Source organism: Streptomyces sp. NRRL S-455, from assembly GCF_000717875.1.
Taxonomy (GTDB): Bacteria; Actinomycetota; Actinomycetes; order Streptomycetales; family Streptomycetaceae; genus Streptomyces.
This window is the reverse complement of record NZ_JOCT01000002.1, coordinates 97,857-119,672: the sequence shown is the minus strand read 5'-3', so window position 1 is coordinate 119,672 and position 21,816 is coordinate 97,857. Positions and strand designations below refer to the sequence as shown.

The window sequence follows — 21,816 nt, the reverse complement described above, 5'->3', positions numbered from 1 at the left end:
GGCAGCCGTCAGGACCGGATTCGCATCCCGAACAGGAAACGTGCCACACGGGTCCGACGCACCAACAGCTCGTATGCGGTCAGCGTCAGGGCGAGTGAGACCGTCACGAGCACCACGTACTCGACCGGGATCGGCGCCGACCAGCCCACCACCAAGTACGCGACGGCGACGACGATCGGCTGGTGGAGGACGTACAGCGGAAGAACGGCGGCGGCGAGGTAGCGGCGGACACGTTGACGCGTCGTCGGCGTCGGGGGAGAGGCCGGGGGAAAGGCCGGGGGAAAGGCCCCTCGTAGTGGCTGCTGCCGATGGGGGCGGTCGAGGAGGCCGGGGATGCCCACGACCAGGCACCAGCCGGCCGCTCCGAACAGGGCCCGGGAGACCATGGCCAGGGGGGTCGACCCCATGAAGGGGTCGTCGGCCGTGATGAAGCCGGGAGCGCTCGCCATGAACAGGAAGGCGCCGGCGCAGGACGCGAAGCGTGCGTCGCGACGCATGGCGGTGCGGAAGCGGATGTCGGTGGCGAGGGCGAAGCCGGCGACGAAGAAAAGGAGGTACGACCAGCGGTGCCAGCCCGCGTAGTCCTCCTCCATGCCGGCGAAGGCGCAGATCGCGGCGAAGACGGGAGCCGGAAACAGTACGGCACCTCGCCGACGCAGGACCACGGCCGCCACGCGGTCGGCGAGACGGCGGAAGGGCCGGTGGGGCAGCCAGCGGTGCAGGGAGGCCAGCATGAGGGAGAACGTCAGGAGGAGCACGACGAACCAGAGGTGGCCGGTCTCGAAGTGATCACCCTGGACGAGGAAGGGGAACTCGTCCCACTCCACGTGGACATCGAAGAAGCGGGGCAGGAAGTCGAGGTACGACTGGTCGTGGCCGCGGCCGGACGAGCGTTGCCGCAGCCACTGCGGAAGCGGGTTCAGGACGACAGTCGCGACGAGCAGGGGGACCCCCAGACGCAGCAACCGCTCTTTGGCGAAGGTGCCCGCACCGCGGCGCTGGAGCGAGTGCCAGGCACCCAGCCCCGAGATCAGGAACAGCAGCGGCATCGCCCAGACGACCCCGAACCCGGCGATGACCGTGATGACTTCGGTGGTCTCGGCGTTCGTGACGTAGAAGTCGCCCTCGGTCGCGAACACCAGTGCCGAGTGGAAGAAGACCAGCCCGACGACCACCAGCATCCGCATCGCGTCCAGCTCCGGCCGCCGCTCCCGCGACGCCGCCTGCTGCGATTCCCCACGCGTCACCATGCCGCGTCCCCCCCGATTCGCGTGCCTTCCTCAGTGTCGGCGGGACGCCCGTCGAAGGCCATACCCTCGGGCCGCCGGTGCGTCAGCCATTTCGGTCCCCCGGAACCAGTCGGCTGGCTTAGCGTTCCGGCATGGCAGAGCGACGTTCCATCCTCAGCGGCTCCACGTTCGAAGAACAGATCGGCTACGCCCGTGCCGTGGTCGACGGCGACTGGGTGCACGTGTCGGGAACAACCGGGTTCGACTACGCCACCATGACGATTTCCGAGGACGTGGTGGAGCAGGCCGCGCAGTGCCTGCGCAACATCGAGGCCGCGCTGACCGAGGCGGAGTGCACCTTCGGTGATGTCGTGCGAGTGCGCTATCTCCTGCCCGACCGGGCCGATTTCGAGCCCTGCTGGCCGGTGCTGCGCCGGGCCTTCGGCGAGGTCCGGCCGGCGGCCACGATGCTCGTGTGCGGTCTCGCCGACCCCCGCATGAAGATCGAGATCGAGGTGTACGCCCGCCGGTCTACCGCCTGAAGCAGCCCGTTTCGGCTGACTCGTCGGGTAGGTAGCGGGACATTTCCCGAGGAGTGAAAGTGGTGCCGACGGCCTCGCAGAGGGTGCGGATCGCGTGGGCCGGGTCGTGTAGGTCCACGTTCCACAGCCCGACGAAGCCGCCCGTACTGATGGCCAGAGTGTGTCCGTCCGGGCTGAAGACGAGGGACAGCGGGCCATGGGCGCCCGGCTTGATGGTGCGTCGTGCGCGGCCGGTCGGGACGTCGAACAGCGTTACCGGTTCGTCGTCGGCTCCGATCGACGCGACGGCAAGTGTGCGGCCGTCCGGGGCGAACGCCACCGCCCTGACGGGGTGGTCGCGGCCGGTGCGGACCGTGTGGAGTGCGCCTGTCGCCAGGTGCCATATCCACACCGTCCCCTCCTGGCCGACCAGGGCGAGCCGCGTCCCGTCGGGGCTGAAGACCGCCGTGTCGATGTTGTGGAGGGCCACGCTTCTGAGCAGGCGGCCCGTGACGACGTCCCGGACCTCGACCACTCCTCGATCGACGGCCCTGACAGGCAGGACGACCTCGTGCTCCTCTTGGCGTTCTGCACCGTGCTGCTGCCCCTGTCCCTGGTGACCTACCGCTGCATCGAAGAGCCGAGCCAGACCTGGGGCGGCAGGCTCGCCCGCCGCGTGCAGCCACCGTGCCGCGCCTGGTGAACGGACGCCCGCCAGGTCGTGCTCTCCGGCACTCGGAAGGGTCAGTGTGAGGTGTGCCTGTGCTGGGAGGTTGCTGCCGCGTTGAAGTAATCGCCGCTCTTGGGCCTGCTGTCCCAGGCCTGCTCGTTGTCGGGGTCTGTCCCGTTCTGCTGGTGGGTGTGGGAGTGCGGAGGCGTCTTGACGAGTCTGGGTATGTGCTTGGAGCAGTGGATGTACGCCTCCTCGACTTCGATCTCGACCCAGGCCTGAGGGCGTCGGCCGGGTGCCGGGTCGACGGGGAGGCCGAGGTGCTTCTGGTGCATGGTTTCGTCGGCGACGAGTTGCGCTCGGCCGTTGATGTGCAGGCCGATCCGGTCCTCCGTGAAGTCGATCAAGAGGAGACCGACATGGGGGTTTTCGCGAATATTGCCCAATGAGGCCATGACGCCGTTGCCGCGGTATTCCGGATAGGCCAGGGTCGTCTCGTCCAGGACCCGAAGGAAGCCGGGCGGGCCGGCGCGGAAGGTGCTGTCGCAGTTTCCGTGGCCGTCGGCTGTGGCGAGGAAGAACATGTCCTGGCGGGCCACGAACTGCCGCATCCGCGTGTTGAGCCGGTCGAGTACCTGTTCACGGTAGAAGCGGTCGGCGCGGTCGGTGGTGCCCAACTCGTGCTGGATCTGGTGTTCTCCATGGCTTCCGGGGCGTTCTGCACGCTGATGGGGGTGCAACGGTCCTCCTGACGGGCATGTCGGCGGGGCTGCGGCTACTCGGGCCCGGGAAGGGGAACTGCGCCTGTGGGGGACGCGGGCGCCGTCCTGCCGTGCGCCGGGTGTTGACGCGGCCTGCCGTGACTGATTCGGTCACGTGGCCGAAAACAATGCCACGGGCCGTGCAGATGAGGGTAGAGCAGAGGCCCCAGTGCTGATCTCGCGGGGCGGTGTTGGACCGGTACCTGCGCTCTTCGGTGCGCGTCCTGCTGACCGCCCGTCCCATAATCTCGTGCATGAAGACGTCCGACGCCATGTGATCCACAGTGAGGAGGCGACGGTGCTCGGTAGGGACACCCGGTTGCTCGCGGTCGCCATGACGTTCATCTGTATGGCGCTCGTCGGCCCCAGCGCACCCAGCGGTGCCCTCTTCGCCGGGTCCCTCCCCGTCGAAGCCGCCAGGGACGTCGCACCGAACCGGGTCATGACGTGGAACATCTGCAATCCCTGCGAGGGAAGCAACGTTCACAGGGCAGCGGAGATCGCCACGTATGCTCCTCAGGTCATCGGCCTCCAAGAAGCGTGCGTAAGTGACGTCGAGAGGATCCGCACGTATCTGAAGAGACTCCACGGGTTGGTTTACCACGTCGAGTACGGGTCGGTACTGCACAGTTGGGGTCGCTGCGGGGGAGCACCGTGGAACCCGGGGGGATACGGCCAGGCGATCCTCTCTGCGGCACCGATGACCGGCCACGTCAACGCGGAATATCCGGACGGAGGGTCCGAAGACCGTGGGTACATGGCAGTCACCACCACCGTGGGCGGCCAGTCCGTCCGGGTCTTCAACACACATCTCGCCCAACGACGTCAAGAGGCGGTCCGGGCGGAACAGGCCGGCGCACTGGCCGCGGAGGTCGCACGGTACGACCGCGTGATCGTCCTCGGCGATTTCAACGCCGTGCCCAACGCCCCCGAACTCGCGCCGATATGGGCACTGGCGGCAGATGCGGACCCCGGGTGTCGTAGCACGTCCGCCGGCACCTGCGAAGCGACCACCGACTGGCAGAGCAAGTTCGACTACGTTTTCCTGCGGGGCGTCGTCCCGCTCGGGCACCGTGTGCGTCCGACCCCTTACTCGGACCACCACTCGCTGCACACCGACCTGGACACCCCCCGAGGTGGCGTCCTGGCCGGTTCGGCCGGCGGTCCCGCCGACCGGCGGCCCGCTGCGCTCGGACCGGGGTTCCCGTGACCTGTAACCTCATCGATCTCTTAACCAATTGACTTTGCTTTCTCTTTTCTGTTGGCTGCGGATCCGACCATCATGATCTGGGGGGGATCCCGTTGAGCCGCACCACCCGTGCCATCGTCCATTCCGTCGCTGCCGTCGGCCTCGCGCTCGGCCTCGGTTCCTGTTCCGAGGCGGTCGACCAGGTCGACAAGGCAGTGAACGAGACGTATGAGGTCACTTACGAGGTCACGGGGAAGAACGTCGACTCGATCGAGTACCACGGCGGCGGTGGCAAGGCTACGGAGCCGAAGATCGAGTCGGTGTCGAAGCCCAAGCTGCCCTGGACGAAGACGGTCACGCTGCGCGGCATCATGCCTGCGGCGGTCATGCCGGTTGCTGTGGACCCCGAAGGAGCCCAGGTCGCCTGCAAGATCACCTACAAGGGCAAGGTCCTCGAGGAACAGAGCGCCAAGGGCCTGGTGACCACCGGCGGCTGCACCGCGGAGTCCCCGATCGCGGGGTAGCCCGGGCCGGACCCGTCACGAGCAACCCCACGCACTTCTCACGTTCTGACTGGATGTTGCCGGGTTCCGCTACTGCGCGACCGGCTTGCTGACGCGTTCGCTTTCGTCCTGTACGAGTAGGGAGAGCAGAGAGGCCACGGGGAGTCCGGCTTCGGCCGGGTGGCGCAGAACCTTGTCCGGTTCGATGCGGTAGGTGTTCGTGCGCCCCTCCCGAGTGTGGGAGAGATAGCCGTCCTGCTCGAGGTCGGAGATGATCCGCGCGACGGCGCGCTCGGTGAGCCGGCAACGGACGGCGATGTCACGGATGCGGACATTCGGGTTGTCGGCGATGGCTGCCAGGACGCGCGCGTGGCTGGTGATGAACGTCCATCCGGTGTGGGATACGGGCACTCCGACCATGCACAGCATTTTAGGGGACAGTCGTTGCCGGAACCCAGTTACATGACATACTTTTCAGGTAACAGATGACGTGCTCCCGCAGGGGAGAGCCGCAGAAGGAGCCCGAAGGTGCCCTGGGACGAGGCCGTCACACCGACCCTCATGAGCAACGCCGGCGGAACGGCAACGCCGGAACAAGGGGCCGGGCATGCCTCGAAGGGGCCTGCGGTGCTTCAGTACGAGTGGCGCGGGGCGTGCGTCATCGCCGCCCACGGCTCCTACGACATCGACTCCATCACACCGCTGGCCAACGCTCTGGAGACCGCGGTCAGCAAGCACCCGAAGGTGGTCCTGGACGCCTCTGGTGTGACCTTCGCGGACTCGACGTTCCTGAATCTGCTGATCCTCACCCACCAAGCGGGAAGCCTGCGCGTGGTGGCGCCCTCGCCACAGGTTCAGCGGCTCTGTGAGATCACCGGTGTCGACGGCCTGCTGGAGATGCGGGCCACGGTCGACGACGCCGCCCTCTCCTGACACCACCGCCTGATCAACGCCCGGCACGGGCGGAACCCGCATTCGGGGTGACGGCGTCTTTGGCCAGGACCACCGAGCTTACGGTCGCACACGCTTCGTACGCCCTTCGTACGCAAAAGACGCGTAACGCGTACGGTTCTCGGGGTTAGGGTGCGGTCAGGAGGTGTCCCATGTCCGAGTTGTTCGACGCGGTCGACGCACTCGTTGCGTCCCGCGCCCCGCTGCCGTCGGCGGAGGAGCGCAAGCGGCTGCGCCAGGCCCACGGGCTGACACTCGACGAAGTGGCCGCCGCGCTGAAGGTGCGTCGGGCGACGGTGTCCGGCTGGGAGTCGGTCAAGAAGCCGGTCGAGCCGCGCGGACCGGAGCGGGAGGCGTACGCGCGGCTGCTGAACAAACTCGCGGAGCTCTACCCCGTGCCCGCCGCCACCCCGGCCGCGGCGCCGGCGACGCACACCAGCCGCCCCGGCCCGGCGGAGCAGGCTCTGTCCGCAGGCCCGGCCCCGGACGCCGCGGCCATGACCGCACCCGAGAAGACTCAGACCGCCCCCGCTCCTGCCCCCGCCACCCCTGTCGAACAGACCGCGCCGCGCCCGGCACGAACCGTCAAGAGCTCGGCGACGTCGCACCGCCCGGGCACGCGGAAGGCGGCTCCGGCCGGCACCCCGGCGGGCGACACCGACCCGCGTTTCGAGAACGGCCCGCTCGCGGTCGTCGACGTCGACGCGGACGGCCAGGTCCTCGCCCACTGCACCGGCGGCCTGGTCCTGGACGTGCCCGCCAAGAGCATCCCCGCCCTCGTCGACTGGACACTGACGGAGGCGAAGCTAGGCCAGCCCAGGCTGTCCGGCCCGGGCAAGGACGCCGACCCGCTGCTCGTACTCACCTCGGCCGCACTCGAGCGCTACGGCCTGCCGGCCGCCCTCACCGATGAGGAGCGGCTCGCCGGGCGGATCCCGGAGGACCACAAGGTCATCAGACAACTCGCCCGCGCCGACTGGAAGCTGACGAAACGGGGATTCGGTCCGTGGGCACGGATCTACCGCCCAGCGCAGGGCTCCGACCGCAACTGCGTGCAGTTGTGCATCCCGTCCTGGCACGCCCTCGACTCCCGCCACTGGCGCCAGGCGGCCGAGCTGCCGCCCGCGGAACTCGCCAGGATCCTCGGCGTCTACGCGTCACGGGTGATGACGCCGCGCGGATCCACCGCCGTCACGGGCCTGGAGCTGATGACCGCGCTGCACCCACCGACCCGCGCCTCCGAACCCGACCGGGCGGGGAAGCGGCACTCCGAGCACAATCCCGGCTCGCTGGGCAAGGACCCGGTGGACTGCGCTCCGTGCGAGGCCCCCGACGGGCACCCGCTCCTGGCGGATCTGCCGCGCTTCCATGTCCGTGGCCCCGGCGAGAAGCTGTTCGAGGAGGCGTACGACTGGGCGCGACCGCTCACCGACGCCGAATGCATGTGCCGCAACCTGGTCGGCATCGACGTGAACATGGCTTTCGCCGCCGGAGCCAACGGCCTGGTCGTGGGCCTCGGCGAGCCGACGCACGTCAAGGCGCCGGTGTTCGACCCGAAGCTGCCCGGCTCGTGGCTGGTGGACCTGTCCCACGTCGACCTGTCCCGGGTGAAGGTCGGCAAGGACGGTTGGGCGCACCTGGACGCGAGTCTGCTGCCCAGCCCCTTCACGCCGAAGGGCGAGCGGCCCCAGGGACCGGCCTGGTACGCCACGCCCACTGTCGCGTACGCGGTCGAGATGGGCTACGAGGTGCGCCCGATCGAGGCATACGTGCGCCACGACAACGGCCGCTACCTGGACGGCTGGTACAACCGGCTGCGCGACGCCTACCTCGCCACGATGGCCGACCTCGGCGTGCACGCGGACATGGCGCCGGCCGACTTCCTGGCCGCCATGGACGGCTACCAGGAGCGCGACCCGCAGCTGGCGATCGTCGTCTCGGCGATCAAAGCCACGGTCAAGGGAGGCCTGGGCAAGCTGCGCGAGCGCCCGCGTGGCGAGGGCTGGCGGCCGGGCCGGCCGTGGCGGGCGCTGTCCCGCCCGACCTGGCGCCCGGACATCCGCGCGGCAGTCATCTCCCGCACCCGCGTCAACCTCCACCGCAAGATCGTCAAGCACGCGGCGTTCACCGGGCAGTACCCGGTGGCGATCCTCTCCGACTGCGTCGTGTACGCCGCCGACGGCACCTCACCGTTGGACTTCCTGCCCTACCGGGACGGAAAGCCGCTGCCCGGCGGCTTCAAGCTCGGCGTCAACCCAGGCCTGGTCAAGCACGAGGGCACCCAGAGCGTCCTGTGGGGCGAAGAGGTCCGCGAGCGGTTCAACGCCCCGGAGCTCAACCTCGCCCGCTACATCAAGGACGGCATCGTCACCGACATCGACAACGGCGAGTAGGAGAAGGCGATGAGCCTGTTCGGGGACGGCCTGGACGCCGCGGTGCAGAAGTCCTTCACCCGCCCGGCGCCCAAAAGCGCGCCCGCACAGATGCGGTACCTCGTCAAGCAGCTCAAGGGCACCAAGCCGGTCGCCCAGATGCTGCGGATCTCCCAGCGCACCGTCGAGCGGTACGTGAAGGGCCAGATCAAAAAGCCGCGCCCGGACCTCGCCGCGCGCCTGGAGCGCGAGGTGAAGAAGCGGTGGCAGCCGCAGATCCGCGCCCAGGCGCGGCAGCGGGCGGCGACGACCGACGGCATCATCATCGACACCCGCGCCCGGATCGGCTACACCGCGCCGGTGGGCACGACCGACGACGCCCGGCTGCGGCACCTGACCGTGGCCCTGCCACCGCAGTACGCAGCCCGCCTCTTCGACGCCCAGCAGGCCGGCGCCGGTGACCAGCAACTGCAGGACATCACGGCCGAAGCGCTCAAGGAGGTGTACTTCCAGGACAGCGGCCGCCGCGCCGGCTCACTGGAGGAGGTTCGCTTCACGGACATCGAACACGTGGAGTTCGATTTGTAGAGGCCTGAACAGCTTCGTGCCGCATCTGGCTGGAGAGCGGCCTCTTCCGGCCCGGAACAGCTACGCGTCGTGGGTGCGGGAGCGCTGATCGGCGCGGCGTCGCAGGTGTAGCGGCAGCGCGTACCAGCAGAGGCCGAACCACAGCATGACCCCGCCGACGAGCACTTCGGCGAGAACTCCGGGAACAACGAAACGGAGGATCAGCAGCAGCGTGCAGCCGATGGTCAGGGCGAGCAGGACCATGCCGCACATCATCAAACGGCCGGCGGCCTCCACCACCTCATCCTTCATGCGCTGACCGGACAGAAGGCGGTGGATGGAGACGGGCGCGATGAGCGATCCGGTAGCCGCTGCGCCGAGCACCACGGTGGTGACGTAAATGGCGCGGTCCAGCGTCTCCAATTCCCTGAACAGAGGGGTGAAGGCCACGCTGAGCAGAAAACCGAAGAGGATCTGCACACCCGTCTGGGTGACCCGGGTCTCCTGCAGTATCTCGTTCCAGCGGCGGTTGACCCGTTCACTCGCTGTTTCGGGCGCTTCCGCACCGGGCCTCGTGCTCGTGCTGTGCTGCCGCGCACAGCAAGCGGTGCTCTTGCCTCCCGGCTCGGCGGGCTGCTGCGTCATGGTCATGGCATCCTCCCCATTTCAGAGAGTCCGCTTGCCCCGCCGTCGCGCGTTCCATGCAGGTACGGAGGGAGGAGGGGCACCGGCGCAGTACCTGGGTCAGGAACCGCGCGCGGGCGCGGGCGGCCGGCTGCTGTCCATCCGGGGTGGGGTGCCGGTCAGTGCAGCCGTCGCACGTAGGCGTCCGCTTTCGGGCTGCGCGGGCCCGGGGCGAGGTTGTCGGCCGTGGAGGAGAAGGCGACCCTCCGGGCCCGGGCGTCGAGCGGCCGGTCCCCGGTGTCGGCCTGGACCGGCGTGCCCGCGGCGTCGCTGATCGCCACCCTGGTGCGGCCGTTGCGCAGGTCGCGCAGGTACCAGGTGCCCGGATCCGACGGGCCGGCGAAAGCCCGGAAGAGCAGGTACCGGCCGTCGCGGCTCAGGGCCCCGTCCGCGGTCCACAGGGTGGGGTCGGGCGCCTCGACGATGCGCAGGGCATCGGTGCGCAGGTCGCGGACGAAGACATTGGAACCCACTCCGTTGGCGTCCTCGGGGCCGAGGTCGGTGGACGTCGAGGTGAAGGAGGCGTAGCGGCCGTTGCCGCTGATGCCGGCCTGCGACACCCTGCCGTTGCCCCGGGCGCCGTCGGGCGTGGTGTGCAGCGATCGGCGGTCCCCGGCTTGCGGGTCCGCCACCTTGACGTCGGAGGCCGGATTGTCGTACGGCCAGTAGCTGCTGTCCGTGTACACCATGACGCTGCCGTCGTCGCTGAGCAGCGGCCTGGTCGCCCGGTGCAGGGTGCTCGGGAACTTCGTCAGCTCCCCGGTGCGCATGTCGCGTACGGCGACCGTCGCGCCCGGCCGGGGGACCGTCTCGCTCACGGCGAACGCGACATACCGGCCGTCGGCGCTGACGGACGCGTGCAGTGCCCACGTCAGGTAATAGCCGAGGTCGTTGCCGACGTACCTCACTTCCCCGGTTCGCAGGTCGCGCCGGTAGACCGACTGCTTGTCGTGGACTTCGCCCGGAATCAGGTCGGTCGATGCCGACACGAAGACCACGTACCGCCCGTTCGCGCTGATGGCTCCCTCGCTGCCGCCGAGCGCGGACTGGCCTCCGGCGGCGTCGGTGCTGACACGCTGGGTGCGGCCGGTCCTCAGGTCCCGCAGGAAGACGTCCGGGGCGCCGTTCGTGTCGCCGGGGACCAGGTTGGAGGCCGACGACGTGAATACCGCGTAGCGGCCCTCGGCGCTCAGCGACGGGGCGTCCGACGCGCCGTCGGCGCCTTGGCTGAGGCGGACGGTGTGCCGGACGTCCGGCTTCTTCCCGTGGTGCTCACGGTGCGGGTCGTGCGGTGCCGCCTGTGCCGTGGGCGCCGGCAGCGCCACCGCGCACACGCAGGCGGCGACGGCCACGGCTGCGGCTCCTGATCTGCTTCGCATGGAAGTGTTCCCCCCTGGCTCGTGCGAACGCGGACGCCGCCCCGGCTCGGCATGCCCCCCGCCAGGCGGCGACCCCTCGATAGAACTCGAACTGCCGTGCAGGGGCAATCCGATGAATGCTGTACAACCAGGCGGCGAGATCACCGGTCCGTACGCGCGGCCCACCGGTGTATGGCGGCTGGTACTTGAAGAGCGCGCGATCACTGGCCCGAACTGTGCCATGCGCTCCGCGAGATCATTCCGCTGTCTGAAGCACCGTCGGCTGTCCGACGAACAGGATCGGCCCCTGCGCGGTGTGCGGACCGGAGGTGCGTCGTTGCCGGTGCCGGAGAGTCAGGGATAGATCTTCTTGTTCTCGGCGAGCATGGCGACGTACTTGTCGATGCGGGCTGCCCGCGTCTCGGGCTTCTTCGCGTCCTGGATCCGGTAGAGGATCGCGTACCGGTTGCGGCTGTCGAGCGTGGAGAAGAAGTCCTGCGCCTTGGGGGAGGCGTCCAGAGCCGCTTGGAGGTCGTCGGGTACCGTCGCCTTGCTCTGACTGGCGTACGCCGCCTCCCAGCGGCCGTCCGCCTTGGCCTTGTCCACCTCGCGCAGCCCCGCCGCCCGCATCCGGCCCCGCTCGATGAGTTCGGTGGCCTTCTGCCGGTTCACTCTCGACCATCTGCTGCCGGGCCGCCGTGGCGTGAACCGCTGCAGCCAGTGCTCCTCGTCCAGCTTCTTCTTCTGCCCGTCGATCCAGCCATAGCACAGGGCCGACTCCAGCGCCCCGGCGTAGTCGACGCCGTCCAGTCCGGAGTCCTTCTTCGGGATCTTCAGCCAGACTCCCGGGGCGTCCGCGTGGTTGTCCTCCAGCCACTTCTCCCACGCCTCCTGCGTGGGGAAGGCGAGCACCGGAGCCGTCGCCTTCTGTGATCCACCAGACATGAACCTCATGAAAACCCACCACTTCGGCACGGTCAACCGGTGGCACTTTCGGTGGTATGACCTGCAACGTCGTGACGCCGGACTGCATCCGCTCCGACGTGACCGAACGGCTCACCGACGCCCGCCGCGCCGAGCTCATGCGGCAGATCCCGCTGGGACGCACGGCGGCCCCCGAGGAGGTGGCCGATGCCGTGGCCTTCCTGGGGCCCTCCGGATGGCGAACAGTCACGCGCGAGAGCGCGACAGCGGACGAGGTACCGAAAGGGCACAGGCATGGACGCCGAGGTCATCGGAGAGACCGTGGCGCACGGGTGTGAAGCCGGCGCCGGCTGGTCAGGCAGTTAGGGCCTGCTCGGTGGTGGCGTGGCAGGAGATGAGCGTGTCGACGCCGACCAGCTGCAGGACGCGCAGCACGGATTGCTGAGCCCCGGCGATGCGCACCCAACCGCCTGCGTCGCTCACCTGCTGGTGGGCGGCGATGAAGACGTTGATGCCGCTGGAGTCCATGAAGGTGACGCCGCTGAGGTCCACCACGGTGCGCGGCGGCGTCGCCCCGTCGCAGGACAGCAGAACCTCGGTGAGCACGTCCTTGGTTTCGTGGTCGATCTCACCGCGCAGGGTGACCAGCCGGATGCCGTCGACGGCGGTGTGGCCGACCGACAGGCGGCAGGGACGGGCTGGTCCGTGGGTGTCTGTCACCGTTTCCTCGTCTGCGCTCACTGATGGGGACTCGGGCCCCGACACGATACGCGTCGCCGGCCTGCCCCGATGCTACGACGAACACCTGTTCGCCACCTTGTGCAGACCTCACGGTACATTGAGGCAAAGTGCGGGGTGCGCGCAAGCGTGTGAACGGAGGGACAGGGGTGGACCCGGCCGAATCAGTTCCCGCGGGCGAGGGCGGTGTGATGCCGGGCGCCCATCCGATGCAGGACGCCGTCGCCCTGGACGGTGACGGGCACGTCATCGCCGAGGCACGCCACCGGGCGGCCGACTTCCTCGCACGCGTCCAGGCTGAGCGCGGCATCCCGGTTTCAGCACGCGCCATGGACCTGACCCAGCTGGTGGTCAGCGAGCTGGTCACCAACGCCCGCAAGTACGCTCCCGGGCCCGTGCTGATGGAACTGCGCGTTTCCGGCGACAGGGTGGAAGTGGTCGTGTGGGACAGCGACCCGGTCCTTCCGGTGGCCCGGGCCGCCGACGCGGGCAGAGTCGGGCAGCACGGTCTGGAGATCGTCATGGCCGTATCGCAGGGCTTCGAGGTCCAGCGGGAGCCGGTCGGCAAACGCATCACGGCCCGCATCGCCTTGCTGGACGACCCCGGCGGTGACATCGCCGGACGCAACCCCATGTAGAGGACCTCTTCGCCGATGCTGTGGCGAACGCGGCCGCCCCACGCATCGGTGGCGCAACAGTCCCGCGGTGCCCGTCTCTCAAGTCGCCCCGGTCATCTGCCGCCGCGAGCGCCTGGCCCGCCCCACCATGCAGGACGCGGTCTCAGGGTGCTGCGGGACTCGAGCCGTCGATGATCTTCTTCACGATGTCCCGATGGAAGCCGCGCACATGTGCCTCCACGAGATCGCCGGCCGCCTCCGTGTCTCCGGCCGCGATGGCTTCGTAGATCGCGTGGTGCTCCGCCCGCAACCGGGAAGCGACCTCTTCCCAGTCGTCGATCTTGTTGAACACAGTGAGCAGGGTGTGCCGCACCGCATTGCGGACCGCGATGGTCATGTCAGCCATCAGCCGGTTGCCTCCGGCCTCGGCGATGGCGACGTGGAAGTCGGTGTCGCAGTCGTTGAACTGCTCTCGGGGCAGGCTTGCGTCGTCCATCCGGAGCAGGGGATCGCGCATGCGCTCGAGACCGTCCTCGGTGACGAGTTCCGCCGCCAGGCGAGCACTGGCCCGCTCCAGCGTGGCGCGGGCCTCGACGACGTCACCCATCGGAAAGTTCGCCAGCGCGATATGGAGCCGCAGCAACTGGGTGAGAGCGGCGTCCGGCATGGCCGCGATCACGGTGCCGGAGGAGGGTCCGGTCCCCACGCGTGAGCGCAGCACCCCCTGGGCCTCCAGTACGCGCAGCGCCTCCCGCACCGCGGCCCTGCTGGCCCCGAGCATGTCGACGAGCTCCCGCTCGGGCGGCAACCGGTCACCGACCCGCAGTCTGCCTGCGACGATCTGCTCTTCGATCCGGGCCAGTACGAGTTCGAAGGTGCGTGAGCGGGGCACTGGCTCCCAGGCCGCGGTCATGTCAGCCATGGAAAGCCCTTTCTCCGCGCTCGTAGGTCCCTACGTGTTGATCATAGCTTGAGTCGCCCGCGCTTTGGTCCAACCAAGCCTCAAATCGGCCGTTCGAAACTCTGGACAAGCGGGTGTCCGCTGCCTAGCGTGAGAAACCAAGTAATGGTCTGACCAAGCCCCCAATGTGAGGGTTCATGTACCAGCCAGATCTCTCTCCCGTCGCGGACAGCCTCGCGCTCTCGTCACTCGTCGCCGTCCTGCCGCTGCTCACGCTCTTCGTCCTGCTCGGCGGTCTGCGGATGAAGGCTCACTGGGCCGGACTCGCCTCCCTGGCCGTCGCGGTGGCGGTGGCCGTGACCGCTTACGGCATGCCTGCCGACCTCGCCCTGCTGTCGGCGAGTGAAGGAGCGGCCTTCGGGCTGTTCCCGATCATGTGGATCGTCATCACTGCCATCTGGGTCTACCAGCTCACCGTCGTCAGCGGCCGCTTCGAGGACCTGCGCCGGGCCTTCGGCCTGATCAGCACCGACCCTCGCGTGCAGGCCGTCATCATCGCCTTCTGCTTCGGCGGACTGCTCGAGGCGCTGGCCGGGTTCGGCGCGCCGGTGGCCATCACCGGCGTGATGCTGATGGGACTCGGCTTCGCCCCCGTCAGAGCCGCCGTCACCGTGCTCGTCGCCAACACCGCTCCCGTCGCGTTCGGTGCCATCGCCACGCCCATCATCACGGCCGGCAACCTGACGAAGATCCCGTACACGGAGATCGGCGCGTACGTCGGCCACCAGACACCGCTGGTCGCCTTCTTCGTGCCGCTTCTTCTTGTCGCCCTGGTCGACGGCCGCCGCGGAGTGCGCCAGACCTGGCCGGTCGCGCTGGTGTGCGGTGCGGTGTTCGGAGTGGCCCAGTTCGTCAGCGCCACCTACCTCTCGGTGGAACTGACCGACATCATCGCCTCGCTGGCCGCCCTGGCCGCTGTCGTCCTCTTCCTCCGCGTCTGGCGGCCGCAGGGCGGTGAGGAGGCCAGGGCCGATCTCCACAAGGCGGCGGAGAAGGAGCAGGCGGATGGTTCGGCAGGGCAGCCGTCGCAGCCCGGGCACGGCGACCGGCCCGCGGCGCCGTCCGGAACGCCAGGTGGGCAGGACCGCGGTGCCGCGACCGGAACGCTCCCGATGGCGGGCGCCGCCCAGCGGATCGAGGGCCCCAGGATCCTGATGGCCTTCCTGCCCTACCTGATCATCATCGGGGTCTTCTCGCTCGCCAAGCTGGTGACCCCCCTCAAGGAGCTCCTGGCCGCCTCCGACGTGAAGTTCGGCTGGCCCGGACTGGACGGCGAGGTCCTCACCGCCGCCGGCCAGGCGTCGGCCACCACGGTCTACACCTTCCCCTGGCTGTCCTCGCCCGGCACCCTGCTGTTGCTGTCGGGCGTCGTGATCGCCGCCGTCTACCGGGTGACCCCGGCAGCCGCCGCCCGGGAATTCACCGCCACGCTGCACAAGCTGCGCTGGGCGCTGCTGACCGTCGCCACTGTCCTCGCACTCGCCTATGTGATGAACCTGTCCGGACAGACCATCACCATCGGCACCTGGATCGCCGGAGCCGGTACGGCGTTCGCGTTCCTCTCACCCGTCCTCGGCTGGCTGGGCACCGCGGTCACCGGATCGGACACCTCCGCCAACGCCCTGTTCGCCACGCTCCAGCAGACCGCCGCGAACAAGGCAGGACTCGATCCGACGCTGCTGGTGGCGGCCAACACCTCCGGCGGTGTCGTCGGCAAGATGATCAGCCCGCAGAACCTGACCATCGCCGCCACCGCGGTGGGCCTCATCGGCCGCGAGTCCCAGCTCTTCCGGGCGGCGATCAAGTGGAGCCTGATGCTCCTGCTCGCCCTGTGCCTGCTGGTGTACCTCCAGTCCAACGTCCTGGCCTGGATGCTCCCATGAGCCCCGCACCCGCGCCGAAGCCGTCGCCCGCCTTGCCCTCCCCTTACGGAACCATGCGGATCGCACTGTTCATCACCTGCCTCAACGACACGCTCTTCCCGGCCACCGGCCGGGCGGTGGTGACGCTGCTGGAGCGGCTGGGCTGCCGCGTGGACTTCCCACCGGAACAGACCTGCTGTGGCCAGATGCACTTCAACACCGGTTACCAGCGCGACTGTGTGCCGCTCGTCCGGCGCTTCGCCGAGGCCTTCGCCGGGTACGACGCCCTCATCACGCCGTCCGGCTCGTGCGCCGCCATGGTGCGCGAGTACCACGGGCGGGTCGCCGAAGTGTCCGGCGACGACCGCCTGTCCGCCGCGGTCCGTGACACACCACGCGTGTACGAACTCTCCGAGTTCCTCGTCGACGTGCTCGGTGTCACCGATGTCGGGGCGTACTTCCCCCACCGGGTCACCTACCACCCCACGTGCCACTCCCTGCGCATGCTCGGCGTCGGCGACCGTCCCCTCTCCCTGCTGCGGGCCGTCCGCGGCATCGACCTGGTGGAACTCGGCGCGGCCGACCAGTGCTGCGGCTTCGGCGGCACCTTCGCCCTGAAGAACGCCGACACATCGGTGGCCATGTGCACGGACAAAGTCCGGCACGTCCTGGACAGCGGAGCCGAAGTGCTGTGCGCCGGCGACAACTCCTGCCTCATGCACATCGGCGGCGCCCTGTCCCGACTGCGCACCGGAGTGCGCGTCATGCACCTCGCAGAGATCCTCGCGTCCACGGAGAAGAGACCCGTTCACGGCGCGGAGGAACCCTCACCCGCCCCCTGGCGCGGCACCGAAAGGACGAAGACCTCGTGAACGACGCGACGTTCCTGGGGATGCCGGCGTTCCCCGCGGCGGCGGCGAGCGCCCTGCGCGACTCCCAGCTGCGCGGCAATCTGGCCCGGGCCACCGGCACCATCCGCAACCGGCGCGCGGCAGCCGTCGGCGAGCAGAACGACTGGGAGCACTTGCGGGAGGCAGGCCGCGCGGTCAAGGAACGCACCCTGCGCCATCTGGACCGGTACCTGCTGCAGTTGGAGGAGAAGGTGACCGAGGCGGGCGGCAAGGTGCACTGGGCGCGCGACGCCGAGGAGGCACGCCGCATCGTCGTCGGCCTGGTGCAGGACACCGGCGAACGCGAGGTCGTCAAAGTCAAGTCCATGGTCACCCAGGAGATCGGGCTCAACGAGGCACTGGCGGACGCCGGCATCGACGCGTACGAGACCGATCTCGCCGAGTTGATCGTGCAACTCGGCCAGGACCACCCCTCGCACATCCTGGTCCCCGCCATCCACCGCAACCGGGCGGAGATCCGAGAGATCTTTCTGCGCTCGATGGGCGCGTACGGCACTGCGGCACCGGCCGACCTGGATGACGATCCGCGGCGTCTGGCCGAGGCCGCGAGACGTCATCTGCGGGAGAAGTTCCTGCGGGCCAAGGTCGCCGTCTCGGGTGTCAACTTCCTGGTCGCCGAGACCGGGACGGCGGTCGTGGTGGAGTCCGAGGGGAACGGGCGGATGTGCCTGACGCTTCCCGAGACGCTCATCTCGGTGGCCGGGATCGAGAAGGTCGTACCCACCTGGCAGGACCTCGAGGTCTTCCTGCAGCTGTTGCCCCGCTCCTCCACCGGGGAGCGGATGAACCCCTACACCTCCACCTGGACCGGCACGACGGCCGACGACGGGCCCGGCGCCTTCCACTTGGTGCTCGTCGACGGAGGCCGCAGCGACGCGCTCTCCGACCCGGTCGGCAGGCAGGTACTCAACTGCATCCGCTGCTCCGCCTGCCTGAACGTGTGCCCTGTGTACGAGCGGGTGGGCGGACACGCCTACGGATCGGTCTACCCCGGCCCGATCGGCGCCGTCCTCAGCCCCCAACTGCGGGGAACGGACTCGGAGGTGGACCGTGCCCTGCCGTACGCGTCGTCGCTGTGCGGGGCGTGCTACGAGGTCTGCCCTGTCAAGATCAACATCCCGGAGGTACTGGTGCACCTTCGGGCCCGGATCGTCGAGGACGGGCGCGGGCGGCTCCTGCCGAAGCCGGAGCGCCTGACGATGGCGGCCGCACGCTGGGTGCTCTCCCGGACGGCCCGGCTGACGGCCGCGCAGCGTGCAGGAGCCGTGGCCGCACGGCTGGTGGCCCGGCACGGCCGACTGGGCCGGCTGCCCGGCCCGCTGTCCCGGTGGACCGACACCCGCGACGCCCCCGTACCTCCCGCGGAGACCTTCAGCGCCTGGTGGAAGCGGACGCACCGATGACACGCCGGAAGGAGGCGGAGATGAACGCGCGAACCGAGGTACTGGGCCGGATCCGGCGTGCCCTGGCCGACGTGCCGGCGAGCGAGCACCCGCAGGATGTCCCCGTCCCCCGCCAGTACTCCCGAGGCGGCGCACCACCGACCGGGTCGGCGGCGGCCGTGGAACTGCTCGCCGGACGACTGGCCGAGTACGGGGCGTCGGTGCACCTGGTATCCACGCAGGAGGTCGCCTCTTGCGTAGCGCGGTTGGTGGCCGGCCTCGGCGCCGGTTCCGTCGTGGTACCCCGTGGCTTCCCGCCCGCGTGGCGCTCCGCGCTGGACCCCGACCGGGTACTGACCGACGTGCCCCGGCTCCCGGTCGCCGAACTGGACCGGGCCGCGGCGGTGGTGACGACCGCGGCCGCCGCCATCGCCACGACCGGAACCCTCGTCCTGGACGGCGGCCCCGGTCAGGGCCGGCGTGCCCTGACGCTGGTGCCCGATGTCCATGTGTGTGTCGTACGGGCCCGACAGGTCGTGGCGTCCGTGCCGGAGGCGCTGGCCGCGCTGCGTCCGACCTGTCCTCTGACCTTCATCTCGGGGCCGTCGGCCACCAGTGACATCGAACTCGACCGGGTGGAAGGCGTGCACGGCCCGCGCAGGCTCGAAGCCGTCGTCGTCGGCTGAGAGAGTCCCGAAGTCATCGATTTCCTCCACGAAAAGAGCTGAGCAGTGATGTCCGTTCCTCACCCTGTACCGCGCCGGTACGGAGAACCGACGGCGTTTCACTCGATGCCGGTGCCCAAGAACCCCACGGCGTCGGCGAGCTGCACGCTGCCCGCCGAGACATGTGCGGTTGCCAGAGCCAGGGCGTTCGCCCGGGACCGACTGGCGGCATGGCACCTCGGGGAGGAAACGGCCGAGGCGGCGGGCGTCGTCGTGTCGGAGTTCGTCACCAACAGCGTCCGCCACAGCGGGGCTCAGGACGTCACCCTGCGACTCGCCCGCTGCATGTCACACCTGTGGATCGAGGTCGTCGACACCGGAGTGTGGCGGAGCCCCACGGGTTCCGAGGAGAACGGTCTGGCTGAGGGCGGCCGGGGCATCCGGCTGGTCGACGCACTGTCCCAGCGGTCCGGAGTGCACCGCACGCAGCACGGCACACACGCCTGGGCGCTGCTGCCCGATGCCCCCGCCACGTGCCGGCGCCCCGACCGCTCGTTAGCCGGGTACCCCAGCTCTTGGCGAGGGCGGCGGGGCGGGTGGGCGGTCCGGTTACCGTGTGGCGGGGGCGGGAATGTGGAGACGGGCCTGTTTTCCGGGTTCTCTGCTTTCCGGGCTGGCTAGGTGTGTGGTCAGGAGATGCGGATGTCTGACCAGTCGGTGGCTTTGCCGGTTTGGGATCGGTTGTCGAAGCCTCCGTTGCCGTTGCCCTTGTTCAGCCAGGCTCGGCCGTTGTTGTCGAGTGAGAACAGGTCGACGCGGCCGTCGCCGGTCAGGTCGAGTCCTGCGACGATGTCCTTGTAGGAGGTGCCCCAGTCTTTGAAGACCAGTGACCGCGGTGTGAAGGTGCCGGTGCCGGTTCCGTTGTACCGCCACAGCTCGTTCGATGCGTCGATGGCCAGCAGGTCGTTGGTGCCGTCGCCGTTGAGGTCACCGGCGGCGATCAGCCTCTTGTAGCCGCCGAAGCCGGGCCCGGCGAGCGCTCGGGCCTTGAAGCCGCCCGCGCCGTTGTTCGCGTACACGTACAGCTTCCCGGTCGAGGCGGACCGGGTCAGCAGGTCGGCCCTGCCGTCGCCCGTCACGTCGCCGGGGGAGAGGATCGCGTTGTACGCGCTCCAGTCCGTGGAGACCTTCGTGGAGAACGACTGCTGGTCGGGCAGCCCGCCGCCGCAGATCGTCGGGTGGATGCGGGCCTCGCCCTTCGGGGAGCGGACGAACACGTCGTTGCAGCGGTCGCCGTCGAGGTCGCCGAAGGGCAGTACGAGGGTGCCCGTCGGCCAGCCGCTCGCGCGCTGCCCCGCGGTCAGCTTCGTCGCGTCACCCGCGTACACCTTGAGCCCGGCGCTGCCCCGGCCGAACAGGTCGGCCTTGCCGTCGTCCGTGTAGTCACGCCACTTGGGCAGCGCGCGGCCGGTGGTGGTGGAGTGGTACACGCCGTCCAGGACGGTGCTGTTCGTCTCGCTCCGCAGGTACTCCTCCCACAGCACGACGGGCCGGCCGAGCGCGTCGGCGGCCACCTGCGGCGCCCCGGTGAACTGGGCACTCTTCTCGCTCAGCCGGCGCGGGGTGGACCAGGTGCCGCCCTTGAAGACGGCGGCCATCGTGTACTCCTCGTACGAGTAGCCCTCCCGCCACGTCACCGTGACGGTGCCGCCCGAGGTGGCGGCCGCGGCTACATGACGCACCTTCTGATGGGTGGAGAAGCGCTGGGAGTACGGCAGCCAGAGACCGGTGGCCGCCGAACGCACCGCGTACCAGGGGGCGGTGGGCCCGCCGGCCACGAAGAGGTCGCCGTTGGGCAGGTAGACGGGCGCTGTCATCCCGTACGTGCTGCCATGGCTGTCGGCGGACCGCGGGGTGCTCCACTGCGTCGCGCCGGCGGTTCGGCGGGAGTGCATGAGGTGCGCGAGGTCGTCGTAGAAGACGTCGAAACCGCCCTGCGGATCGGCGAACACCCTTGGACGTGCGAGATCCTTGTGCGGGACCGGAAGGCCCTGGACGGCTCTCCAGGCGGATGCGCCGGGGGTCTTCTCCAGGGCGACGACGGCGTTGCTCGCCTGCCACTGCCACACCAGCAGGGCGGTGCCGTCCTTGGCGACGGCGAGGTCCATATCGGCGATGTCGCGGCTGCCGGACGGCGGCTGCTCGTTGAGGTCGGCCGGAGCGGTCCACGCGGCCTGCGGACCGGTCTTCTCGGTGGCCCTCACGACACCGGAGGCCGACCACACGGCGACCAACCGGCCGTCGGGGGAGGCCGCCAGGTGGTGGTAGCCCTTCTCGGGGACCGGGGCGACGTATTCGGGCTCGGAGAAGGCGAGCGCGCCGGGCGTGAGGGTGGCGACCTTCAGCCAGTGGTTGCCGTGGTCGTCGGCGCGTTCGGCCCGCCAGGCCAGGCGCACCGAGCCGTCGCCGAGCGAGACCAACTCGGTGCTGTATCCGCCGGCGTCCGGCCAGGTCTGCGGGGCGAGCCAGCGGGTGCTGCCGGCGGGCCGGATCCGGGTGGAACGCCCGTCGCCGGTAAGGGAGACGAGGGCGCCGTCGCCGGCCGACACCAGGGCGTTCAGCCCGCCCGAGGCGGAAGCGGGGTCGGGGGCCGCGGCGTGGAGGGCGCGGGTGCCCCACGGGCCCGGGGCACGCGTTTCGGCGGCGGACACAGCGGTGTCGGCAGTGGTGGCGGTGCCAGTGGCTGTGGCGGTGCTGTGGGCGGCGGCCGGGTCGGCGGCCGCCAGAGCGAAGACGGGAACGAGCGCGATGCCGAGCACCGCGCGGGACTGCGAAGTCATGGGATTGCCCCCCCCGGGCAGGACGAATCGGTTGACACGGATTCGACGAACTGTTCGAACAAGTCAGGCGCAGCGTATATCACCAAGATCGTCCCGAGTGGGGGATTCCCT

At 69.5% G+C, this 21,816-nt stretch carries 24 protein-coding genes; 14 read left to right on the top strand and 10 right to left on the bottom strand.

The window, feature by feature from the left end; all coding sequences use genetic code 11:
- Positions 1-8 precede the first annotated feature (8 nt).
- Positions 9-1,250, bottom strand: a complete 1,242-nt coding sequence (locus IE97_RS0103140) for an acyltransferase family protein (RefSeq protein ID WP_030230461.1) — start codon at positions 1,248-1,250, stop codon at positions 9-11.
- A gap of 131 nt (positions 1,251-1,381) precedes the next feature.
- Here IE97_RS0103140 and IE97_RS0103135 point away from each other — a divergent pair, with 131 nt between their 5' ends.
- Complete coding sequence (locus IE97_RS0103135; RefSeq protein WP_030230444.1) at positions 1,382-1,771, top strand: RidA family protein; 390 nt, start codon at positions 1,382-1,384, stop codon at positions 1,769-1,771.
- Here the strand turns inward: IE97_RS0103135 and IE97_RS0103130 are convergent.
- Positions 1,761-2,285, bottom strand: a complete 525-nt coding sequence (locus IE97_RS0103130; RefSeq protein WP_051704828.1) for a WD40 repeat domain-containing protein — start codon at positions 2,283-2,285, stop codon at positions 1,761-1,763. The genes IE97_RS0103135 and IE97_RS0103130 overlap by 11 nt on opposite strands.
- Before the next feature lie 36 nt (positions 2,286-2,321).
- Here IE97_RS0103130 and IE97_RS43405 point away from each other — a divergent pair, with 36 nt between their 5' ends.
- Positions 2,322-2,453, top strand: a complete 132-nt coding sequence (locus tag IE97_RS43405; protein WP_267881685.1) for a hypothetical protein — start codon at positions 2,322-2,324, stop codon at positions 2,451-2,453.
- 41 nt (positions 2,454-2,494) lie between these two features.
- On the opposite strand, the gene IE97_RS0103120 is transcribed toward IE97_RS43405, so the two are convergent.
- Positions 2,495-3,097, bottom strand: a complete 603-nt coding sequence (locus IE97_RS0103120; RefSeq protein ID WP_234310542.1) for a pyridoxamine 5'-phosphate oxidase family protein — start codon at positions 3,095-3,097, stop codon at positions 2,495-2,497.
- A gap of 418 nt (positions 3,098-3,515) precedes the next feature.
- Between IE97_RS0103120 and IE97_RS0103110 the strand changes: the two genes are divergently transcribed.
- Positions 3,516-4,391, top strand: a complete 876-nt coding sequence (locus IE97_RS0103110; protein WP_051704839.1) for an endonuclease/exonuclease/phosphatase family protein — start codon at positions 3,516-3,518, stop codon at positions 4,389-4,391.
- Between the two features lie 92 nt (positions 4,392-4,483).
- A complete protein-coding gene (locus IE97_RS0103105) occupies positions 4,484-4,894 on the top strand; it encodes an MmpS family transport accessory protein (protein ID WP_030230432.1) in 411 nt (136 codons plus the stop codon).
- Positions 4,895-4,963: 69 nt separating this feature from the next.
- Here IE97_RS0103105 and IE97_RS0103100 read toward each other — a convergent pair whose 3' ends face one another.
- On the bottom strand, positions 4,964-5,293 hold the full coding sequence (locus tag IE97_RS0103100) for a helix-turn-helix transcriptional regulator (protein WP_030230429.1): 330 nt from the start codon (positions 5,291-5,293) through the stop codon (positions 4,964-4,966).
- A 207-nt stretch (positions 5,294-5,500) separates the two neighbouring features.
- Here IE97_RS0103100 and IE97_RS0103095 point away from each other — a divergent pair, with 207 nt between their 5' ends.
- The 3 genes from IE97_RS0103095 (at position 5,501) to tpg (ending at position 8,784) form a co-directional block, all read left to right on the top strand.
- Positions 5,501-5,806, top strand: a complete 306-nt coding sequence (locus tag IE97_RS0103095; protein WP_324605813.1) for an STAS domain-containing protein — start codon at positions 5,501-5,503, stop codon at positions 5,804-5,806.
- 170 nt (positions 5,807-5,976) lie between these two features.
- Positions 5,977-8,217, top strand: a complete 2,241-nt coding sequence (gene tap, locus IE97_RS0103090) for a telomere-associated protein Tap (RefSeq protein WP_030230425.1) — start codon at positions 5,977-5,979, stop codon at positions 8,215-8,217.
- 9 nt (positions 8,218-8,226) lie between these two features.
- The gene (tpg, locus tag IE97_RS0103085; protein ID WP_030230422.1) at positions 8,227-8,784 is read left to right on the top strand and encodes a telomere-protecting terminal protein Tpg; all 558 of its coding nucleotides are present in this window, start codon (positions 8,227-8,229) and stop codon (positions 8,782-8,784) included.
- Positions 8,785-8,844: 60 nt separating this feature from the next.
- On the opposite strand, the gene IE97_RS0103080 is transcribed toward tpg, so the two are convergent.
- From IE97_RS0103080 to IE97_RS0103070, 3 genes are all read right to left on the bottom strand, one after another.
- Entirely contained in the window at positions 8,845-9,414 is a 570-nt protein-coding gene (locus IE97_RS0103080; protein ID WP_030230419.1) for a DUF6328 family protein, read from the bottom strand.
- A gap of 152 nt (positions 9,415-9,566) precedes the next feature.
- On the bottom strand, positions 9,567-10,826 hold the full coding sequence (locus IE97_RS0103075) for a TolB family protein (protein WP_030230416.1): 1,260 nt from the start codon (positions 10,824-10,826) through the stop codon (positions 9,567-9,569).
- 333 nt (positions 10,827-11,159) lie between these two features.
- Positions 11,160-11,759 (bottom strand): YdeI/OmpD-associated family protein, encoded by a 600-nt coding sequence (locus IE97_RS0103070; protein ID WP_037834302.1) that lies wholly within the window; start codon positions 11,757-11,759, stop codon positions 11,160-11,162.
- 47 nt (positions 11,760-11,806) lie between these two features.
- On the opposite strand from IE97_RS0103070, the gene IE97_RS43690 reads away from it, so the two are divergent.
- The gene (locus IE97_RS43690) at positions 11,807-12,067 is read left to right on the top strand and encodes an SDR family oxidoreductase (protein ID WP_030951246.1); all 261 of its coding nucleotides are present in this window, start codon (positions 11,807-11,809) and stop codon (positions 12,065-12,067) included.
- A 16-nt stretch (positions 12,068-12,083) separates the two neighbouring features.
- On the opposite strand, the gene IE97_RS0103065 is transcribed toward IE97_RS43690, so the two are convergent.
- Positions 12,084-12,449, bottom strand: coding sequence for an STAS domain-containing protein (locus IE97_RS0103065; RefSeq protein ID WP_030230410.1), 366 nt, complete (start codon positions 12,447-12,449; stop codon positions 12,084-12,086).
- A 209-nt stretch (positions 12,450-12,658) separates the two neighbouring features.
- Here IE97_RS0103065 and IE97_RS0103060 point away from each other — a divergent pair, with 209 nt between their 5' ends.
- Complete coding sequence (locus IE97_RS0103060; RefSeq protein WP_030230407.1) at positions 12,659-13,105, top strand: ATP-binding protein; 447 nt, start codon at positions 12,659-12,661, stop codon at positions 13,103-13,105.
- A 142-nt stretch (positions 13,106-13,247) separates the two neighbouring features.
- Here the strand turns inward: IE97_RS0103060 and IE97_RS0103055 are convergent, their stop codons facing one another.
- Complete coding sequence (locus IE97_RS0103055) at positions 13,248-14,006, bottom strand: FadR/GntR family transcriptional regulator (protein WP_030230404.1); 759 nt, start codon at positions 14,004-14,006, stop codon at positions 13,248-13,250.
- A gap of 176 nt (positions 14,007-14,182) precedes the next feature.
- Here IE97_RS0103055 and IE97_RS0103050 point away from each other — a divergent pair, with 176 nt between their 5' ends.
- From IE97_RS0103050 to IE97_RS43685, 5 genes are read left to right on the top strand one after another with little or no spacing between them, the layout of a single operon-like run.
- Entirely contained in the window at positions 14,183-15,928 is a 1,746-nt protein-coding gene (locus IE97_RS0103050) for an L-lactate permease (protein ID WP_030230401.1), read from the top strand.
- 53 nt (positions 15,929-15,981) lie between these two features.
- Positions 15,982-16,779, top strand: a complete 798-nt coding sequence (locus IE97_RS0103045; protein WP_030230397.1) for a (Fe-S)-binding protein — start codon at positions 15,982-15,984, stop codon at positions 16,777-16,779.
- A 20-nt stretch (positions 16,780-16,799) separates the two neighbouring features.
- Complete coding sequence (locus tag IE97_RS0103040; RefSeq protein ID WP_030230395.1) at positions 16,800-18,221, top strand: LutB/LldF family L-lactate oxidation iron-sulfur protein; 1,422 nt, start codon at positions 16,800-16,802, stop codon at positions 18,219-18,221.
- Between the two features lie 20 nt (positions 18,222-18,241).
- Positions 18,242-18,886 (top strand): LutC/YkgG family protein, encoded by a 645-nt coding sequence (locus tag IE97_RS0103035; protein WP_030230392.1) that lies wholly within the window; start codon positions 18,242-18,244, stop codon positions 18,884-18,886.
- 48 nt (positions 18,887-18,934) lie between these two features.
- The gene (locus IE97_RS43685) at positions 18,935-19,546 is read left to right on the top strand and encodes an ATP-binding protein (protein ID WP_420706044.1); all 612 of its coding nucleotides are present in this window, start codon (positions 18,935-18,937) and stop codon (positions 19,544-19,546) included.
- An 8-nt stretch (positions 19,547-19,554) separates the two neighbouring features.
- Here IE97_RS43685 and IE97_RS43400 read toward each other — a convergent pair whose 3' ends face one another.
- Positions 19,555-21,705, bottom strand: coding sequence for an FG-GAP repeat domain-containing protein (locus IE97_RS43400; RefSeq protein WP_078603055.1), 2,151 nt, complete (start codon positions 21,703-21,705; stop codon positions 19,555-19,557).
- Positions 21,706-21,816: the final 111 nt, after the last annotated feature.

Excerpts from the sequence above, each read along its gene's own strand:
- IE97_RS0103110 (WP_051704839.1), top strand. The coding sequence starts at position 3,516 with ATGACGTTCATCTGTATGGCGCTCGTCGGCCCCAGCGCACCCAGCGGT.
- IE97_RS43685 (WP_420706044.1), top strand. The coding sequence starts at position 18,935 with ATGTCCGTTCCTCACCCTGTACCGCGCCGGTACGGAGAACCGACGGCG.
- IE97_RS0103035 (WP_030230392.1), top strand. The coding sequence starts at position 18,242 with ATGAACGCGCGAACCGAGGTACTGGGCCGGATCCGGCGTGCCCTGGCC.
- IE97_RS43400 (WP_078603055.1), bottom strand. The coding sequence starts at position 21,705 with ATGACTTCGCAGTCCCGCGCGGTGCTCGGCATCGCGCTCGTTCCCGTC.
- IE97_RS0103040 (WP_030230395.1), top strand. The coding sequence starts at position 16,800 with ATGCCGGCGTTCCCCGCGGCGGCGGCGAGCGCCCTGCGCGACTCCCAG.
- IE97_RS0103135 (WP_030230444.1), top strand. The coding sequence starts at position 1,382 with ATGGCAGAGCGACGTTCCATCCTCAGCGGCTCCACGTTCGAAGAACAG.
- IE97_RS0103045 (WP_030230397.1), top strand. The coding sequence starts at position 15,982 with ATGCGGATCGCACTGTTCATCACCTGCCTCAACGACACGCTCTTCCCG.
- IE97_RS0103055 (WP_030230404.1), bottom strand. The coding sequence starts at position 14,006 with ATGGCTGACATGACCGCGGCCTGGGAGCCAGTGCCCCGCTCACGCACC.
- IE97_RS0103075 (WP_030230416.1), bottom strand. The coding sequence starts at position 10,826 with ATGCGAAGCAGATCAGGAGCCGCAGCCGTGGCCGTCGCCGCCTGCGTG.
- IE97_RS43690 (WP_030951246.1), top strand. The coding sequence starts at position 11,807 with ATGACCTGCAACGTCGTGACGCCGGACTGCATCCGCTCCGACGTGACC.
- tap (WP_030230425.1), top strand. The coding sequence starts at position 5,977 with ATGTCCGAGTTGTTCGACGCGGTCGACGCACTCGTTGCGTCCCGCGCC.
- IE97_RS0103080 (WP_030230419.1), bottom strand. The coding sequence starts at position 9,414 with ATGACCATGACGCAGCAGCCCGCCGAGCCGGGAGGCAAGAGCACCGCT.
- IE97_RS0103100 (WP_030230429.1), bottom strand. The coding sequence starts at position 5,293 with ATGGTCGGAGTGCCCGTATCCCACACCGGATGGACGTTCATCACCAGC.
- IE97_RS0103050 (WP_030230401.1), top strand. The coding sequence starts at position 14,183 with ATGTACCAGCCAGATCTCTCTCCCGTCGCGGACAGCCTCGCGCTCTCG.
- tpg (WP_030230422.1), top strand. The coding sequence starts at position 8,227 with ATGAGCCTGTTCGGGGACGGCCTGGACGCCGCGGTGCAGAAGTCCTTC.
- IE97_RS0103060 (WP_030230407.1), top strand. The coding sequence starts at position 12,659 with ATGCCGGGCGCCCATCCGATGCAGGACGCCGTCGCCCTGGACGGTGAC.
- IE97_RS0103070 (WP_037834302.1), bottom strand. The coding sequence starts at position 11,759 with ATGAGGTTCATGTCTGGTGGATCACAGAAGGCGACGGCTCCGGTGCTC.
- IE97_RS0103140 (WP_030230461.1), bottom strand. The coding sequence starts at position 1,250 with ATGGTGACGCGTGGGGAATCGCAGCAGGCGGCGTCGCGGGAGCGGCGG.